Below are 17250 nucleotides of genomic sequence, written 5' to 3' on the forward strand. Positions count from 1 at the left end.
GGGATCAAAGCCTCACACCAAAGCGAGCGGCAACGCCGATCGTCAGGAGATAGAACAGGAAGGTGACGAGACAGGCCACCGCGACGACCGGCCAGAAGCCGATGCCGTGGCGCAGCCCCGCCGGGATCAGCAGAAACATGGGAAGCGAGGGCAGGACATACCAGAAGGTCGCCTCGACATGCGCGGCGACGCGCTCTGCATCCCGCGTGTCGCGCCACAGCCAGATCATCGCCAGCAGCGAGACGAGCGGAAGCGAGGCGACGAGCGCGCCGAAGGCGGGGCTGCGCCGGGCGATCGAAGCGACGAGCGCGACGATCAGGCCCGACAGCAGCGCGCGGACGGCGAACGCGGTCATGCGCGCGGGATCTGCTGGCTGATGCAGTGGAGGCTGCCGCCGCCGGTCAGGATATGATCGGCACGCACGCCGATCGCCTGCCGGCCCGGGAACAGCGCCCCGATCGCGGCGACGGCGGCCTCGTCGTTGGGCGCGCCGTAGAGCGGCACGACGACCGCGGCATTGCCGATGTAGAAGTTCATGTAGGAGGCTGGGACCATCTCGCCGTCGCGCTCGACGAGGCCGGGCGAGGGGATGAGGACGAGCTCGACGCCGAAGGCGCGCGCGCGGGCGGCAGCATCGCGATAGACCTCCGCATTGGGATCGTCCTCGCCGGCCGGCTCGGGCAGAGCGAGGCGGTTCTCACCAACGAAGCGCGCGAGATTGTCGACATGGCCGTCGGTATGATCCTCGGCGAGGCCCTCGCCCAGCCACAGGATGCGCGTCAGGCCGAGATCCTCGGCGAGGCGGCGTTCGATGTCTGAGCGGATCAGGCCGGGATTGCGATTCGGATTGAGCAAGCATTGCTCGGTGGTGACGGCGAGGCCGGTGCCGTCGACGTCGATCGCGCCGCCTTCCAGCACCCAGTCGTTCGACGCGGGCACCAGATCGAGGCTGGCGGCGAGGCGCGGGCCGATATCCTCGTCGCCGGGGAGATGATATTTGCCGCCCCACCAGTTGAAGCGGAAGCTGGCCGCGCGCAGCCCGGCGCCGTCCGTCACGAGCAGCGGGCCGGTGTCGCGCAGCCAGATGTCGCCGAACGGCGCCTCGACGACCTCGACATCGCCCACCGCGCGCGCCGCCTCGGCCGAGGCGTCGTCGGCGGCGACGAGGATGACGCGCTCACCCTTGCCCCCGGCGCGGACCGCGCGCGCGAAGGCAGCGACCTCCTCGCGGGCGGGCTCGAGGTCTTCCTCCCACAGCTCGGCATGGCTGGGCCAGCCGAGCCAGACGGCTTCGTGCGGTGCCCATTCGGGCGGTTGGCGGAACGACATCGGGCGCTTCCTCGGGCTGGCGACGGGCAGGCGGGAGATACGGGCGATCGATGGCACGTCAAGGACATGCGATCGTTTCGGAACCGTAGGGGAGTGCGGCGGTTTCACTGCCGAACCGACAGGAGCTTTCACACATGGCCGACACCGAAGGCACGTCCGAGACGCCCGCCACCCCGACACCGCCCCGCCGCCGTACGCGCACCGCGTCCGCAAGCTCGGCGCCGGCCAAGACGCGCCGGCCGCGCAAGTCGTCGAGCACTGCCGCGACGGGCGAGACGGCCGTGAAGGCTCCGCCCAAGCCGCGCCGCGCCGCGGCCAAGCGCACCGCCAAGGCCGCGGCGGCACCCGTCGCCGTGGGGACCGTCGAGAAGGTCACGAAGACCGCCAAGCGCGCCGTTAGCAGTGCCAAGCCTGCCGCCCAGCGCGCGACGAAGGCGATCAAGGACACGGTCGATCAGGCGGCGAAGCCGTCCAACCGGACGCGCATCCTGGTGGGCGCGGCTGCGGCTGCGGTGGGCGTGGCGGCGGCTGCCGCCGGCTTCGTCAACCGCGCGCGGATCTCGAAAGCCGCCGGCGGCGTAGCCGAAGTGGTGAGCGAGAAAGCCGGCAGCGTCGCCGAAGCCGTGAGCGGCAAGGCCGGCAGCGTGGTCGAGGCGGTGAGCGAGAAGATCGAGACGCTCACCGGCGAAGACAAAACGGCGACGACTGAGCAGGCCTGACGCCTCCGCATTCCAACGCTCTCGACGGCACCCCGGCTTCGGCGCCGGGGTGCCGTTTTCCTGTGCGCGCCGTCCCGGTCTGCTCGCGAAATCCGCTGGCGAGGCGAAGCGATCGCCCTTAGTCTTTGCCGATGAATGTCCGGATCAAGCCGTTCCTGCCGCTCGATCGCAGCGAGATCCGCCTGTTCCTGGCGACGTGGGCGGCGGGGCTGATCTTCTTCCTGGTGATGCTGACCTAGGCGCACGCTTCAGTCCAGGCGGCAGCTTTCCTCGTGCGCATCGCACGCGACGTGCAGACGCCAGGCGAGGAAGGCGGCGACGAGGCAGAGCGCCGAGACGCTCGCCAACGCATCCTGAACGGGCACGCCCAGCGCCGCGAAGCCGATCGCGATGATCGCGCCGAACACCATCGCGCCCGAATTGACGATATTGTTCGCGGCGACCGTGCGCGCCGTATGATCGACCTCCACCGTCGTCGTCAGGAAGGCGTAGAGCGGCACGACGAACATGCCGCCCGTCACCGAGATGCCGAGCAAGGCGACGATCGCGACGGGCGCGCCGGGATGCGTGACGAAATCCTTCAGATTGTAGAGTTCGCCGACGGGCGCCGGGATCCAGTGGTGCGAGGCGAAGCCCAGCAGCAGCAGGAACAGCGCCATCGCGATGACCGAGGCGGGGGCGAAGCGGGCCGAGACGCGGCCGTCGAGCATGCGATTGATCAGCACCGATCCGATCGCCACGCCGATCGAGAAGATGGCGAGGAACAGGCTGGCGACCTGCTTGTCGGCGGTGAAGACGTTCTTCACGAGCGGCGGGAACTGGATGATCAGGATCGAGCCGATCATCCAGAAGAAGCTGATCGCGCAGATCGCGAGGAACAGGCGCGGGATGTGCATGGTGCCCGAGACGAGCTTGATCGACGAGCGGATGATGTGGAAATCGGTGACCGGCCGCTCGCCCGGCGGGGGCGCGGGCGGCACGCTGCGCGCGGTCGCCCAGCCGAGGATGGCGATGACGACGACGAGGATCGCGGTCGCGCGGAAATCGATGAGACCCGCCAGGATCGTGCCCGCGAGGATCGCGCAATAGGTGCTCGCCTCGACCAGGCCGGTGCCGCCCAGCACCTCATCGCACTCCAGATGCTGCGGCAGGAGCGCATATTTGATCGGGCCGAAGAAGGTGGAATGGATTCCCATCGCGAGGATCGCGACGAGCATCAGCGGCACCTGATGCGTGAGCAGCCCCGCCGCGCCGACGATCATGATCGCGATCTCGGCGAGCTTCACGATGCGGATGATGCGCGCCTTGTCGTGCGCGTCGGCGAGCTGGCCGGAGAGGGCGGAGAACAGGAAGAAGGGGAGGATGAAGAGGCCGGTCGCGACCGCGTTGAACGCGGCTTCCTTCTTGGGATCGGAATAGATGGTGTAGGTCGCGAACAGGACCATCGCCTGCTTGAACAGATTATCGTTGAAGGCACCGAGGAACTGCGTCGCGAACAGAGGCAGAAATCGTCGAGTGCCGAGCAGGCGGAACGATGGGGTCATATGTGGGGGTGTCGCGCCTGCCATGGTGTCGCTATTCCCCCGCCATAGCCGAACGTTTGCGTTCGCGCCAAATCAGGAAAATGTTACGGATATGGATGCGCTTCCCTCCCAGGTGCCGAGGATCGAGACGGCGCGACTGATCCTGCGCGGGCACGGCCCCCAGGATATGGGCGCCAGGCTGCGGATGACGAGCGACGAGGAGGTCGTTCGCCATATCGGCGGCGAGACGCAGGACCCCGAAGAGAATTGGACGCGGATCCTGCGCTATGCCGGGCACTGGGCCCTGTTCGGCTGCGGCATCTTCGCGATCGAGGAGAAAGCCTCGGGCGCCTTCGTCGGCGAGGCGGGGTTCGCCGATTTCCATCGCGGCCTCGGCCCCGATTTCGATCCCTTCCCGGAGGGCGCCTGGGTCTTCGCCAGCGAGGCGCAGGGCAAGGGCTATGCGACCGAGGTGATGGAGGCGGCACTCGCCTGGCGCACGGAAAAATTCGGCCCGGTGCGGATGGTCTGCCTGATCGGGCACGAAAATCTGCCGTCGCTGCGCGTGGCGGCGAAACTTGGCTTCGTGCCGTTCGCTGAACGGGACTATCATGGTTTCGACCGGATCCTGCTCGCCCGACCTTGAGGGGGGTATGATTCGGCGCGGTAATCCGGTCTACGAAGGCGCATAGATGCTCACGCTGCCGAACCTGCTGACACTCTCCCGCATCTTCGCGATGCCGATCCTGTGCGCCTTGCTGTGGCGCCCCGGTCCGGCCGATTATGCGGTCGCGTTCGTGCTGTACCTGATCGTCGCCGCGACGGATTATTTCGACGGCTATCTGGCGCGCGCGCAGGGCACGGTCTCGAAGCTCGGCATCTTCCTCGATCCGATCGCGGACAAGATCATGGTCGGCACCGTGATCGTCATGCTCGTCTTCACGCGCGTGCTCGACGGGCTGCCGGTGATCGCCGGGCTCATCATCGTGCTGCGCGAGATCACCGTATCGGGCCTGCGCGAGTTCCTCGCGACCCTGCGCGTCTCGATCCCGGTCAGCCAGCTCGCCAAGTGGAAGACGACCTTCCAGCTCGTTGCGCTGGGAGCACTGATCCTGGCGGGCGCGCTGCCGGCGACGCCGGCGATCGGCTGGATCGGATTGTTTTGCCTGTGGATGGCGGCTGGCCTCACGCTCATCACCGGCTGGGATTATCTCCGCGTCGGCCTGAAGCACATGGACTGAGCGCAAGCGGGCATGGCGATCGACATTCTCTACTTCGCCTGGGTGCGCGAGCGGATCGGGCTGGACGGCGAATCCGTGACGCCGCCGGACGACGTCGTCGACGTGGCGGCGCTCATCGACTGGCTGGCGACCTCTAGCGACGCGCATGCGACGGCTCTGGCCGATCGGGCACGGATCCGCGCGGCCGTCGACCAGCGATTCGCGACTCCCGACACGTCGATCGTCGGCGCGCGCGAGGTGGCGCTGTTTCCGCCGGTGACGGGCGGATGATTTCGGTCCGCGTCCAGACCGAGGCGTTCGATCCCGGCGTCGAGCTCGCGGCGCTCGAGGAGCTTGGCGGGGGCGGGGTAGCGAGCTTCACCGGGATCGTCCGCGGCGACGGCGATCTCGTCGAACTTCTGCTGGAACATCATGCCGCTATGACCGGAGCGGCGATGGAGACGATCGCCGCCGAGGCGGCCGGACGCTGGCCGCTGCTCGGCCTCACGCTCATCCACCGCGTCGGCGCGCTGACGCCGGGCGAGCGGATCGTGTTCGTCGGGACGGCCGCGCGCCATCGTGGCGCGGCGCTGGAGGCTTGTGCTTTCCTCATCGATTGGCTCAAGACGGCCGCACCGTTCTGGAAGCGCGAGCGCTTCGCGAACGGCACGAGCCGCTGGGTGGAGGCGCGGGCCGAGGATGCGGAGGCGGCCGCACGCTGGCGTTAGACGGGGGGGACGTGGGGAATGGCACAGACTGTGGGGTTCGCCGGCTGGCAGCTCGAGGATCTGCTCGCTTCGGTCGCGGATCAGGACCGCGCCGCTTTCGCGGAACTGTACCGCCGGACCGCCCCGAAACTTTACGGCATCATCCTCCGTATCTTGGGCGAACCGGCCAAGACGGATGAAGCTGTGCAAGACGCGTATGTAAGGATCTGGCGAAGCGCGGGCGGCTATGATGCCGGGCGCGGACGACCGATCACCTGGCTGGCCACGATCGCACGCAACATCGCGATCGACCGCCGCCGCTCCGAACTGTCGCGCGGTGCCGCGCAGACCGTGGATTTCGATCTCGACTTGATCGCGCATCGCGGCGGCGAGGGTGCCTCCAGCGAGGACCTTGCCGCGCTGCGCGTCTGCCTCGAACGGCTCGATCCCGAGCAGCGCCAGATGGTGATCTCGGCCTATCTTGGCGGCGAGAGCCGCGAGGAACTGGCCGAGCGCACCGGGCGCCCCGTCGGCACGATCAAATCCTGGCTGCACCGCAGTCTCGGCCAGCTGAGGAATTGCCTCGGTGGCTGAGGATTTTCCCGAGGACGCCGGCGAGTTCGTGCTCGGCACGCTTCCCCCCGACGAGCGCCGCGATTTCCTGAGACGGCTCGCGCGCGAACCGGCGACGGTCGATGCGGTGCGGAGCTGGCAGGAACGTCTGGCGCCGCTCGCGCTTGCGATCGAGCCGGTCGAGCCGCCGCGCGAGCTGGAGCGACGCGTGCTGGAGGCGATCGGCATTGCGCCGATCGTGCCGGCTGCCAACGACAACCAGGCCGGACGCTGGCGGATCGCGACCGCAGCGGCGTCGCTCGTCGCGCTCGTCGCGGCGGGGCTCGCACTCCGGCCGCACGAGACGACGATGCCGGTGCCCAACGTGAGGCCTACGGCCGTCCAGCCGATCGCGCTGCGGACGACGGCGATCGCGGCGCTGAGTGCTCAGGGGCAGACGCCCGGGCTGTTCGTGACCTACGACAAGGTCAGCGGGCGGATGCGGATCGTGCCCGTCGGCCTGACGCCGGATGAGGCGCACAGCTACGAATTGTGGCTGATCGAAGGGAAGAATGCGCCCAAGCCGATGGGGCTCGTCGATGCCAAGCTGCCGGGCGAGCGCCGGGTGGGAAGCGCGATGGCGATGGGCGCGACCTTCGCCATCTCGCGCGAGCCGGTCGGCGGATCGACAACCGGGGCGCCGACGGGGCCCGTGCTCTTCTCCGGCCCGCTCGTGGCGATTTCGCCGGAGACCTGAGAAAAGCTTCTATCTAGAAGAAGGCGAAAGGGCGGCGGATGCGCTCGTCGCGCGGTCCGCCGCCCTAAAGATGTCCGCCTGAACGCACACGCTACACTTCAACACGCTACGCAACCGGAACGGATCCCGTCTGGGGGCGGCGCCACGGTCAGGCCGCCGAAACGCTGACCGAGTTACCTTCCCGGCCCGGGACATTCCCAGATACGGGGCGCTCAGGTGGCCGGTTGCGATGCGGTCATTTTTTTTCGGTGTGGTCCGCCGATGCCTTGCGGAGCGCCTTGCCGAGCAGGCGGAACTCCTTTTCGCGCGGACTGCCCGAGCGCCAGACGAGCGCGATCCGGCGCGAGGGATGCTCGGCCGCGAGCGGGCGCGCGACGACGCTCGTATGATCGAGGATGCCCGCATCCAGCGCCATCTTGGGCAGCATCGTCACGCCCAACCCGTTATCGACCATCTGCACCAGCGTGTGCAGCGACGTGCCCATCATGCCCGCCTCGGCGCGCAGCTCCGGCCGATTGCACGCGGCCAGCGCATGATCCTTCAGACAATGCCCATCCTCGAGCAGCAGCAGCCGATAGGGCTCGATCGCATCGGGCGAGACGAGATCGCCAATCTGTTCGGCCTGCGCGGCGGGGAAGGCGACGTAGAGGCGATCGTCGAAGAGATCGTCATGCTCGATATCGCCGCACGCATAAGGCAGCGCGAGGATCACGCAATCGACATGGCCGCGGTGGAGCGATTCGCAGGCCGCGCCTGACGGCTCCTCGCGCAGGAACAGCTTGAGATCCGGCCACTCGCCGCGCAGCTTGCCGAGCACGCGCGGCAGCAGGAACGGCGCGATCGTCGGGATCACGCCCATTCGCAGATCGCCCGAGAGCGGCTTGTGCGCCGCCTTCGCCATGGCCGATAATTCCTCGGCCTCGCGCAGCACGCGCTGGCCCTTCTCGGCGATGCTCAGCCCTAGCGGGGTGAAGCGGACGACGCGGCGGGTTCGCTCGACCAGCATCACGCCGAGATGCGATTCCAGCTCGCGCAGGCCCGCCGACAGCGTCGATTGGGTGACGAAGCAGGCATCGGCGGCGCGGCCGAAATGGCCGTGGTCGCGCAGCGCGATGAGATATTGGAGCTGCTTCAGGGTCGGCAGATAGGTGGCGGGCATCGTGTGGGCTTATACCTCTTCGGGTGCGCGAGGGCGCCGCAGGAGCGGCTCGCGCGTGAGTTCGGCCATTTCCATGATCTTCAGCCGCAATTGCGATCTCTTCTCGTGGATCGAGGCGATCACCGGCCCGGCGGCGAGGCCGAGATCGCACAATACCGCTTCCGACAATTGCAGCGAGGATTCGATCGTCTCCGGCACCGCATCGCTAGCGCCCGCGCGATACAGCGCGGCGGCATGGTTGGGATCGCGCGCGCGCGCGACAATCGTGAGATCGGGATAGCGTTCGCGAAGCGTCCTGGTCAGCCGCACGCTTTGGACCGGATCGTCCATCGTCAGGATGACCGCACTCGCGCGATGGAATTCGAGGCGATCGATCATGCCGGGGCGGGCGATGTCGCCGAACGCGACCTTGTAACCGCGTTCGCGCGCGCGCTTCACCGTATCGGGATCGGCGTCCAGCCCGGTATAGGGCAGGCGATGCTCGTCGAGCATCTGCGCGACGAGCCGGCCGACGCGGCCGAAGCCGATGATCAGCGCGCGATCGCCCGTTGCTTCCTCTTCGTCCGCGGGATCGACCTCGACCACCGCCACGCGCCGCGCCAGCGCGCGGCCCGCGGCGGCGAGCAATGGCGTGAGGATCAGCCCGATCGCGGTGACGATCTGCCAGAAGGCGGCGGTGGCCGGGCCGATCAGGGCAGCCGCGCTCGCCGCAGAGAGCACGATGAGGGTCGTCTCGCCCGGCGCCGCCATCATCAGCCCGATCTCGAGCGCGACGCCGCGCGGCGCCCCGCCCAGCTTCAGGAGCAGCCCGGTCACGATCGCCTTGACTACGACGACGATCGTCACCGCGATCAGCAGCGGCAGCCACTGATGCGCGACCGCGTTGAAATCGAGGCTCATCCCGATCGAGATCAGGAACACGCCGAGCGCGAGGCCCTTGAACGGCTCGGTGATATGCTCGACCTCGCCATGATAGTCGGTCTCGGCAATCAGGACGCCCGCAAGCAGGGCGCCGACGATCGGCGAGAGCCCGATCGCGCTCGTCACCACGCTGGCGAGGATCACGACGAGCAGGCTCGCCGCGAGGAACAGCTCCGGGCTTTTGGTGCGCGCGGCCTGCGCGAAGAGACGCGGGAGCGCGACGCGGCCGAGCAGCATCAGGAAGCCGATCACGATCACGCCGAGCAGCAAGGTCCGGCCGATCTCGGCGGCGGCGCCTTCGCCCCCATGCGGCGCCATCGCACCTAGTGCGAAGATGATCGGCACGAGCGCAAGATCCTCGAACAGCAGCATCCCGAACGCGCGCTGCCCGACGGGGCCGCCGGTGCCCGCCATCGGCAGGACGAGCGCGGTCGAGGACAGCGCGAGCGCGAAGCCCAGCCCGAGCGCACCCTCGCGCGAGGTGCCGCTCAGCCAGAACAAGACCGCAAGCAGAGCGCCGCAACCGATCAGCTCCGCCGCGCCGAGCCCGAACACGCGCCGCCGCATCGCCCACAGCCGACCGAACGAGAGTTCGAGCCCGATCGAGAAGAGCAGGAGGATGATGCCGAGCTCGGCGAAGGGCTCGATCGAATGCGGATTGCTGATCGTGACATGATAGAGCCACGGCACCTGCGGCACGAAGCGGCCGAGCCCGAACGGCCCGACGAGCATGCCGACGAGAATGAAACCGATGACCGGGCTGATCCGCAACCGCGCGAAGGCCGGGATGACGACTCCGGCTGCGCCCAGAATGACGAGCGCGTCGCTGAAACCGACGGATTCGAGGGGAAGGGCCATGTCGCCCCCTTGTTGCCTGATGTGGCGGCGAAGGCCAGTCCGCTATCGACCAAGACCTGCCAGGGCAGGCATCATTGATCGGGCAAGAAAAAAGGGGCCGGGATTGCGCCCGGCCCCTCCTGTCGTTCAGCGATGAGTGGCTTATTCAGCCATCGCCTTTTCGAGATTGGCGCGGATCGCCTCGAAGAATTGCTCGGTCGTCATCCACGCCTGATCCGGGCCGATCAGGATCGCGAGATCCTTGGTCATCCCGCCCTGCTCGACGGTCTCGATGCAGACGCGCTCGAGCGTCTCGGCGAACTTGACCACGTCGGGCGTGTCGTCGAACTTGCCGCGGAACTTGAGCCCACCGGTCCATGCGAAGATCGACGCGATCGGGTTGGTCGAGGTCTGCTTGCCCTGCTGGTGCATGCGATAGTGGCGCGTCACCGTCCCATGCGCGGCCTCCGCCTCGATCGTCTTGCCGTCGGGCGTCATCAGCACCGAGGTCATCAGCCCGAGCGAGCCGAAACCCTGCGCGACCTGATCCGACTGGACGTCGCCGTCGTAATTCTTGCAGGCCCAGACGAACTTGCCGCTCCACTTGAGCGCGGAGGCGACCATGTCGTCGATCAGGCGATGCTCGTAGACGATGCCCGCTTCGGCGAACTTGTCCTTGAATTCCTTCTCGAAAACCTCGGCGAACAGATCCTTGAAGCGGCCGTCATAGGCCTTCAGGATCGTGTTCTTGGTCGACAGGTACAAGGGCCAGCCGCGGTCGAGCGCATAGTTCATCGAGGCGCGGGCGAAATCGGCGATCGAATCGTCGAGATTGTACATGCCCATCGCAACGCCCGAGGACGGGAAGTCGAACACTTCCTTCTCGATCTTCTGGCCGTCCTCGCCTTCCCAGACCATGCGCAGCTTGCCGGGGCCGGGGACGAGAAAGTCGGTCGCGCGATACTGGTCGCCATATGCATGGCGGCCGACGACGATCGGATCGGTCCAGCCCGGGATCAGGCGGGGAACGTTGCTGATCACGATCGGCTCGCGGAAGATCGTGCCGCCGAGGATGTTGCGGATCGTGCCGTTGGGCGAGCGCCACATCGACTTGAGGTTGAACTCCTCGACGCGCTGCTCGTCGGGGGTGATCGTCGCGCACTTCACGCCGACGCCGTACTGCTGGATCGCCTTGGCCGAATCGATCGTGATCTGGTCGTTGGTCTCGTCGCGCTTCTCGACCGAGAGATCGTAATATTTGAGATCGATATCGAGATAAGGGAGGATCAGACGCTCGCGGATCCATTGCCAGATGATCCGCGTCATCTCGTCGCCGTCGATCTCGACGACGGGTGTCTTAACCTTGATCTTCGCCATGGTGCGCGCGTTCCCGCTGCTGGAGGGAGGAGGATGCGGGGGGCTCTACGGCGGGGCGGCGGAGGTTTCAACCGCTCCCGGGCGCCCGCTTTCGCGCGCCAGATTGTCACCGGCGCGCGCTCGCCCTAGAAACCCGCCATGAGTTCCCTGGAAACCCGTCCCGACACGACCCCGAGCGCGCAGTGGCGCTGGCCGTCGGTCCATCCCGAAGGTCGCAAGTTCGCGCTGATCGCGGCGTGCATCACGTTGCTGGTCTTCTGGTTCGTGTCCGATGCCTTGGGCTGGATCTGCGTCGGCATCACGATCTGGGTGCTGGCCTTCTTCCGCGATCCGATCCGCAGCGTGCCGCAGGGCAAGGGACTGATCATCGCGCCCGCCGACGGGCTGATCACGATGATCGAGCGGGTCCTCCCGCCGCGCGAGCTCGTCGGTGAGGATGCGCTGGCGGCCGAGCCGCTGATGCGCGTCTCGATCTTCATGAGCGTGTTCGACGTCCACATCAATCGCGCGCCGATCGGCGGCACGATCCGCCGCGTCGTCTATATTTCGGGCAAATTCCTCAATGCGAGCCTCGATAAGGCGAGCGAGGAGAATGAGCGCCAGCATCTTCTGGTGGAAGGCGCGGACGGAACGCGGATCGGCTTCACCCAGATCGCCGGGCTCGTCGCGCGGCGGATCGTGCCGTTCGTGAAGCCGGGCGACATCGTCGCCGCGGGGCAGCGCGTCGGGCTGATCCGCTTCGGCAGCCGCGTCGACGTCTATCTGCCGGCCGGAACCGCACCGCAGGTGGCGCTCGGCCAGCGCTCGATCGCGGGCGAGACGATCCTCGGCAGACTCGGAGACGGCGAGGTCGTCACGGGCGTCGCACAATGAAGCCGCCGCGTGCCGTTCGCCGGGCGAGGCTCATGCAGCGCGGCATCCCGCTGCGTGCGATTCCGCCCAATGCCACGACAGCGCTGGCGCTCTGCTTCGGGCTGACCGGGGTGCGTTTCGCGATTTCGGGCGAGTGGGAGAAAGCGGTCGGCGCGATCATCGTCGCCGCCGTGCTCGACGGGCTCGACGGGCGCATTGCCCGGCTGCTGAAGGGCGAGAGCCGCTTCGGTGCCGAACTGGATTCGCTGTCCGACGTGATCGCCTTCGGCGTGTCGCCGGCGATCATCCTCTATCTCTGGTCGCTGAGCTACGTCCCCAAATATGGCTGGGTCATCGCGCTGACGCATGCGGTCTGCTGCGCCCTGCGGCTGGCGCGGTTCAACGCGCAGATCGATGCCGACATCATCCAGCCGAAGAAAGCGGCCGGTTTCCTGATCGGGATACCCGCGCCCGCAGGCGCGGCGATGGCGCTGCTGCCGCTGATCCTGTGGCTGGCGACCGGCCAATGGTTTCTCCAGGCCACCTTCATCGTCGCGCCGTGGACGATCATCGTCGCGCTGCTGATGATCTCGCAGCTGCCGACCTATGGCTCGGGATCGCTGCGGATCCGGCAGGAATGGCGCCTGCCGGCCTTGCTGCTGATCGCTCTGGTCGGAACCTCGCTCATCACCGCGACATGGGCGACGCTGAGCGTGCTGATCCTCGTCTATGCGGCGGCGATACCCTTCGCCCACCGCAGCTATCAGAAGATCAGAGCGCGACGCGCACTCGCGCCGGCGGCGTCATCCGGACCATCGATCCACGCCGAACCGTAACGTCGCGAAAGCGTGGCGGGAGCGGCGCGAAGGTCTGAGCAGCGCGGCGAACGCCCAAAGCGCCGAGGATGGCGTCCCGCTCTTCGCTGACGATCTGCAGAATGACGCTGATCGCGATCGCCCCGACGAAAAACGAGGCCAGCGTGGTAATTGCTTGCAGCATAACGATTACTCCCGTCCGCGTCTGCTCCGCACGAACAGGGTGTTAACCTGTCCGGAGCTCCTTGGTTCCAATGTTCCTTATTCGTTCTGGCATGTCAAGCGATGTTCGTCGATTGTTCCGAGCCGTGCTCGGGTGGCTATCTTGCGGTCGAGGCGCGAGCCGTGTAGGGGCGGCGCCATTCCACATGCGCGGCATCCATACCGGTGCCCGAGCGGACCTTTCAGGTTCGCGACGGTTCCAGCCGCGCAGAGGTCAAACCGGGTAGGAGAATAATCATGGCGGCACCCACCGTATCCATGCAGGCGTTGCTCGACGCGGGCGCGCATTTCGGTCACCAGACGCACCGCTGGAACCCGAAGATGAAGCCTTACATCTTCGGCGATCGCAACGGCATCCACATCATCGATCTCTCGCAAACCGTGCCTTTGATGGCGCGCGCGCTGGAGTTCATCTCGTCCACCGTCGCCGGCGGCGGCAAGGTCCTGTTCGTCGGCACCAAGCGCCAGGCGCAGGATCCGATTGCGGACGCGGCACGCGCCTCGGGCCAGCATTTCGTCAACCATCGCTGGCTGGGCGGCATGCTCACCAACTGGAAGACGATCTCGGGTTCGATCAAGCGCTTCAAGGCACTGGAAGAGCAGCTTTCGGGCGACACGCACGGCCTGACCAAGAAGGAAGTGCTGCAGCTCACGCGCGAGCGCGACAAGCTCGAGCAGTCGCTCGGCGGCATTCGCGACATGGGCGGCGTGCCCGACATCATGTTCGTGATCGACGCGAACAAGGAAGAGCTCGCGATCAAGGAAGCCAATACGCTCGGCATCCCGGTCGTCGCGATCCTCGATTCGAACGTGTCGCCGGACGGCATCGCCTTCCCGGTGCCCGCCAATGACGACGCCAGCCGCGCGATCCGCCTCTATTGCGATGCGGTGGCCGAAGCTGCGACGCGCGGCAATATCGGCAATCGTCGCGACAGCGGCGAGGATTTCGGCGCGTCCGAGGCTCCGCCGGCCGAAGCCGCGATCGCGTAATCACATTGTCGTCAATCCCGGCGCAGGCCGGGATCGCTTGAGACCGGGCGCATCGCCCGATCGTCCAGCGGCCCCGGCCTCCGCCGGGGCGACGTGCTCCAGTTTTCAGGAAAGGACATTGCGATGGCGGACATTACCGCTGCTGCCGTGAAGGATCTGCGCGAGCGTTCGGGCGCCGGCATGATGGATTGCAAGAAGGCGCTCGTCGAAAATAACGGCGACATGGAAGCGTCCATCGATTGGCTGCGCACCAAGGGCCTCGCCACCGCGGCCAAGAAGTCCGGCCGCACCGCGGCCGAGGGCCTCGTCGGCGTCGCCGTCGAAGGCAAGACGGGCGCGGCCGTCGAGGTGAACAGCGAGACCGACTTCGTCGCCAAGAACGAGCAGTTTCAGGATTTCGTCCGTACGGTTTCGAAGCTGGCGCTGCAGACCGGCGACAGCATCGAGGCGCTCGGCGCGGCTGCCTATCCGGGCGGCGGCACCGTCACCGAGAAGCTGACCGCGAACGTCGCGACGATCGGCGAGAATCAGCAGCTGCGCCGCGCGAAGCTGGTGTCGGTGAACGAGGGCGCGGTCGTGTCCTACATCCACAACGCCGCCGGCACGGGCATCGGCAAGATCGGCGTACTCGTCGCGCTCGAAGGCTCGGCCCCAGTCGACAAGATCGAGGCGCTCGGCAAGCAGCTCGCGATGCACATCGCCGCCGCGTCGCCGCTGGCGCTGCACGAGGAAGGCCTCGACGAGGCGATGGTCGAGCGCGAGCGCGCCATCGCGATGGAAAAGGCCGCTACTTCGGGCAAGCCGCAGAACATCATCGAGAAGATGGTCGAGGGTGCGATCGCGAAGTTCCGCAAGGAAAATGCGCTGATCAGCCAGGTCTTCGTCATGGATAACAAAACCAAGATCGCCGACGTGATCGCGGCCGCCGCGAAGGATGCGGGCGGATCGATCGCGCTGACCGATTATGTCCGCTTCCAGCTGGGCGAAGGCATCCAGAAGGAAGAAAGCGATTTCGCCGCCGAAGTCGCCGCCGCATCGGGCGTCGGCCAGAAGGATCCGGCACCGGTCAACTGATCGGTTCCGATCGGCCAAGCAGAAGGGCCCCGTTCCTCGATCGAGGGACGGGGCCTTTTTCTTGAGGCCGACTGTCGTTTCCGATGCGTATCGGAGCCTTGGCACCGCGACCGCGCCTCTCTAAGAGTGGCCGTCGTTTCCACCAGTATCGGACCCTTCCCAGGCATGTCGAAGCCGCCCTTCAAACGCATCCTTCTCAAGCTCTCGGGCGAGGTGCTGATGGGCGAGGGCGCCCTGGCGATCGATCCCGTGACCACCGCACGCGTGGCCGGCGAGATCGCCGCGGCGCGCGAAGCCGGATTCGAGCTGTGCATCGTCGTCGGCGGGGGCAATATCTTCCGCGGGCTTTCGGCGGCCGCCAAGGGGATCGAGCGCGCGACCGCCGATTATATGGGCATGCTGGCGACGGTGATGAACGCGCTCGCGGTGCAGAATGCGCTCGAGCAGATCGGCGTCGATACGCGCGTCCAGTCGGCGATCCCGATGCAGACGGTGTGCGAGCCCTTCATCCGCCGCCGCGCCGAGCGCCACCTTGATAAGGGCCGGGTCGTGATCTTCGCTGCCGGCGTCGGCAGCCCCTTCTTCACCACCGATACGGGCGCTGCGCTCCGCGCCGCCGAGATGAAGTGCGATGCCTTGTTCAAGGGCACGTCGGTCGACGGCGTCTATGATGCCGATCCGAAGAAGGTTTTGACCGCAAAGCGTTATGAAACAGTCACCTATGATCGGGTATTGTCCGACAATCTGAAGGTGATGGATGCGAGCGCGGTGGCGCTGTGCCGTGACAATGATATTCCGATCGTGGTGTTCAATATTCGCGAGCAGGGCAACCTTGCCACCGTGCTCGCCGGCAATGGCACGGCAACGACCGTGCGGAACGAAGGAAACTGAGATGCCCGCCTATAACAAGGCCGATCTGGAGCGCCGCATGGCCGGCGCCGTCGAGGCGCTGAAGCACGATCTGCAGGGCCTGCGCACCGGCCGCGCCTCCACCTCCCTGCTCGATACGATCACGGTCGAGGTCTATGGCGCGCATATGCCACTCAACCAGGTCGCGACCGTGACGACGCCGGATTCGCGGATGCTGGCGGTGCAGGTCTGGGACAAGTCGAACGTCGGCGTCGTCGACAAGGCGATCCGCTCGGCCGATCTCGGGCTCAACCCGATCACCGATGGCCAGAACCTCCGCATCCCGATCCCGGATCTGACCGAGGACCGCCGCAAGGAACTCGCCAAGCTCGCCGGCACCTTCGCCGAAAAGGCGAAGATCGCCGTCCGCAACGTCCGCCGCGACGGCATGGACACGCTCAAGACCGACGAGAAGAAGGGCGAGATCAGCGAGGATGAGCGCAAGCGCCTCGAGGCCGAGGTCCAGAAGCTGACCGACGCGACCGTCGCCGATGCCGATGCCGCCACCTCCGCCAAGGAAAAGGAAATCCTGGGCAAGTGAACCGGGGCTCGGCACGCCCTGTCGCCGCCCCCGGAGGCGGCCTTGCGGGAGCCCGCCACGTCGCCATCATCATGGATGGCAATGGGCGCTGGGCGAAGGCCCGGCATCTGCCGCGCGTCGCCGGGCATCGCCAGGGGATGGAGGCGGTCCGCCGCACGATCCGCGCCGCAGGCGAACTCGGCATCGAGGCGCTGACGCTCTATGCTTTTTCGTCGGAGAATTGGCGGCGCCCGGCGGACGAGATTTCCGATCTCATGGGGCTGCTGCGCCTCTACCTCCAGCGCGAGATCGACGAGCTGGATCGCAACGGCGTGCGGCTTCGCCTGATCGGCGATTATGGCAAGTTCGCACCCGATCTGGTCGCGCAACTGGAAGCCGCCTGCGCGCGCACCGCGGGCAATACAGGGCTGACCGTTGCGCTGGCGCTCAATTATGGCGGCCAGGACGAACTGGTGCGCGTCGCCCGACAGTTGGCCGAGGCGGCGAGGGCCGGATCGCTCGACCCGGCCGACATCGATGTCGATCTGTTCGACGAATGCCTGGATACGGCAGGCCTTCCGCCGCTCGATCTGATGATCCGCACGTCGGGCGAGAGTCGGCTGTCCAACTTCCTGCTCTGGCAGGCAGCCTATGCCGAACTGCTGTTCACCGACACGCTCTGGCCCGATTTCGATCGGGCGGCGCTGGAGGGCGCGCTGGCCGATTTCGGGCGGCGTGAACGCCGCTTCGGCGGCCGCTGACCGCAA

The 17250-nt window shown here is 66.9% G+C and carries 20 protein-coding genes; 14 read left to right on the top strand and 6 right to left on the bottom strand.

Annotation, left to right across the window (positions count from 1 at the left end):
• Nucleotides 1–4 precede the first annotated feature (4 nt).
• Together Q4F19_RS01045 and Q4F19_RS01050 are read right to left on the bottom strand one after the other, a co-directional pair.
• Entirely contained in the window at nucleotides 5–355 is a 351-nt protein-coding gene (locus Q4F19_RS01045; RefSeq protein WP_303539285.1) for a DUF3147 family protein, read from the bottom strand.
• Entirely contained in the window at nucleotides 352–1329 is a 978-nt protein-coding gene (locus Q4F19_RS01050; protein ID WP_303539286.1) for an agmatine deiminase family protein, read from the bottom strand. The genes Q4F19_RS01045 and Q4F19_RS01050 overlap by 4 nt, the downstream gene beginning before the upstream one ends.
• Before the next feature lie 134 nt (nucleotides 1330–1463).
• Between Q4F19_RS01050 and Q4F19_RS01055 the strand changes: the two genes are divergently transcribed.
• A complete protein-coding gene (locus Q4F19_RS01055) occupies nucleotides 1464–2048 on the top strand; it encodes a hypothetical protein (RefSeq protein WP_303539287.1) in 585 nt (194 codons plus the stop codon).
• 248 nt (nucleotides 2049–2296) lie between these two features.
• Here the strand turns inward: Q4F19_RS01055 and Q4F19_RS01060 are convergent, their stop codons facing one another.
• A complete protein-coding gene (locus Q4F19_RS01060; RefSeq protein WP_303539288.1) occupies nucleotides 2297–3592 on the bottom strand; it encodes an MFS transporter in 1296 nt (431 codons plus the stop codon).
• 91 nt (nucleotides 3593–3683) lie between these two features.
• On the opposite strand from Q4F19_RS01060, the gene Q4F19_RS01065 reads away from it, so the two are divergent.
• Genes Q4F19_RS01065 through Q4F19_RS01090 form a run of 6 tightly spaced genes read left to right on the top strand, consistent with a single transcriptional unit; the run spans nucleotide 3684 to nucleotide 6807 of the window.
• A complete protein-coding gene (locus Q4F19_RS01065; protein ID WP_303539289.1) occupies nucleotides 3684–4217 on the top strand; it encodes a GNAT family N-acetyltransferase in 534 nt (177 codons plus the stop codon).
• A gap of 46 nt (nucleotides 4218–4263) precedes the next feature.
• Nucleotides 4264–4812, top strand: a complete 549-nt coding sequence (pgsA, locus tag Q4F19_RS01070; RefSeq protein WP_303539290.1) for a CDP-diacylglycerol--glycerol-3-phosphate 3-phosphatidyltransferase — start codon at nucleotides 4264–4266, stop codon at nucleotides 4810–4812.
• 12 nt (nucleotides 4813–4824) lie between these two features.
• On the top strand, nucleotides 4825–5082 hold the full coding sequence (moaD, locus tag Q4F19_RS01075) for a molybdopterin converting factor subunit 1 (protein ID WP_303539291.1): 258 nt from the start codon (nucleotides 4825–4827) through the stop codon (nucleotides 5080–5082).
• Entirely contained in the window at nucleotides 5079–5519 is a 441-nt protein-coding gene (locus Q4F19_RS01080) for a molybdenum cofactor biosynthesis protein MoaE (RefSeq protein WP_303539292.1), read from the top strand. The genes moaD and Q4F19_RS01080 overlap by 4 nt, the downstream gene beginning before the upstream one ends.
• Nucleotides 5520–5537: 18 nt before the next feature.
• Nucleotides 5538–6092, top strand: coding sequence for a sigma-70 family RNA polymerase sigma factor (locus tag Q4F19_RS01085; RefSeq protein ID WP_303539293.1), 555 nt, complete (start codon nucleotides 5538–5540; stop codon nucleotides 6090–6092).
• Nucleotides 6085–6807 carry an anti-sigma factor gene (locus tag Q4F19_RS01090; RefSeq protein WP_303539294.1) on the top strand — a complete coding sequence of 241 codons (723 nt, stop codon included), beginning with the start codon at nucleotides 6085–6087 and terminating at the stop codon, nucleotides 6805–6807. The genes Q4F19_RS01085 and Q4F19_RS01090 overlap by 8 nt, the downstream gene beginning before the upstream one ends.
• Nucleotides 6808–7042: 235 nt before the next feature.
• Here Q4F19_RS01090 and Q4F19_RS01095 read toward each other — a convergent pair whose 3' ends face one another.
• From Q4F19_RS01095 to Q4F19_RS01105, 3 genes are all read right to left on the bottom strand, one after another.
• A complete protein-coding gene (locus Q4F19_RS01095) occupies nucleotides 7043–7966 on the bottom strand; it encodes a hydrogen peroxide-inducible genes activator (protein ID WP_303539295.1) in 924 nt (307 codons plus the stop codon).
• A 9-nt stretch (nucleotides 7967–7975) separates the two neighbouring features.
• Complete coding sequence (locus Q4F19_RS01100; protein WP_303539296.1) at nucleotides 7976–9745, bottom strand: cation:proton antiporter domain-containing protein; 1770 nt, start codon at nucleotides 9743–9745, stop codon at nucleotides 7976–7978.
• 141 nt (nucleotides 9746–9886) lie between these two features.
• Nucleotides 9887–11101: an NADP-dependent isocitrate dehydrogenase gene (locus Q4F19_RS01105; RefSeq protein ID WP_303539297.1), complete on the bottom strand. Its 1215-nt coding sequence runs from the start codon at nucleotides 11099–11101 to the stop codon at nucleotides 9887–9889.
• 138 nt (nucleotides 11102–11239) lie between these two features.
• Between Q4F19_RS01105 and Q4F19_RS01110 the strand changes: the two genes are divergently transcribed.
• From Q4F19_RS01110 to Q4F19_RS01140, 7 genes are all read left to right on the top strand, one after another.
• Nucleotides 11240–11974, top strand: coding sequence for a phosphatidylserine decarboxylase (locus Q4F19_RS01110; protein WP_303539298.1), 735 nt, complete (start codon nucleotides 11240–11242; stop codon nucleotides 11972–11974).
• A gap of 32 nt (nucleotides 11975–12006) precedes the next feature.
• A complete protein-coding gene (locus tag Q4F19_RS01115; protein WP_303539299.1) occupies nucleotides 12007–12789 on the top strand; it encodes a CDP-alcohol phosphatidyltransferase family protein in 783 nt (260 codons plus the stop codon).
• Between the two features lie 438 nt (nucleotides 12790–13227).
• A complete protein-coding gene (gene rpsB, locus Q4F19_RS01120) occupies nucleotides 13228–13980 on the top strand; it encodes a 30S ribosomal protein S2 (RefSeq protein ID WP_303539300.1) in 753 nt (250 codons plus the stop codon).
• 123 nt (nucleotides 13981–14103) lie between these two features.
• Nucleotides 14104–15054, top strand: coding sequence for a translation elongation factor Ts (tsf, locus tag Q4F19_RS01125; RefSeq protein WP_303539301.1), 951 nt, complete (start codon nucleotides 14104–14106; stop codon nucleotides 15052–15054).
• Nucleotides 15055–15219: 165 nt separating this feature from the next.
• The gene (pyrH, locus tag Q4F19_RS01130; protein WP_303539302.1) at nucleotides 15220–15945 is read left to right on the top strand and encodes a UMP kinase; all 726 of its coding nucleotides are present in this window, start codon (nucleotides 15220–15222) and stop codon (nucleotides 15943–15945) included.
• Between the two features lies 1 nt (nucleotide 15946).
• Nucleotides 15947–16504: a ribosome recycling factor gene (gene frr / locus Q4F19_RS01135; protein WP_303539303.1), complete on the top strand. Its 558-nt coding sequence runs from the start codon at nucleotides 15947–15949 to the stop codon at nucleotides 16502–16504.
• Nucleotides 16501–17244 carry an isoprenyl transferase gene (locus Q4F19_RS01140; RefSeq protein WP_303539304.1) on the top strand — a complete coding sequence of 248 codons (744 nt, stop codon included), beginning with the start codon at nucleotides 16501–16503 and terminating at the stop codon, nucleotides 17242–17244. The genes frr and Q4F19_RS01140 overlap by 4 nt, the downstream gene beginning before the upstream one ends.
• The last annotated feature ends 6 nt before the right edge of the window (nucleotides 17245–17250 follow it).

Origin of the sequence: Sphingomonas natans (assembly GCF_030546695.1) — a bacterium.
Taxonomy (GTDB): Bacteria; Pseudomonadota; Alphaproteobacteria; order Sphingomonadales; family Sphingomonadaceae; genus Sphingomonas_I; species Sphingomonas_I natans.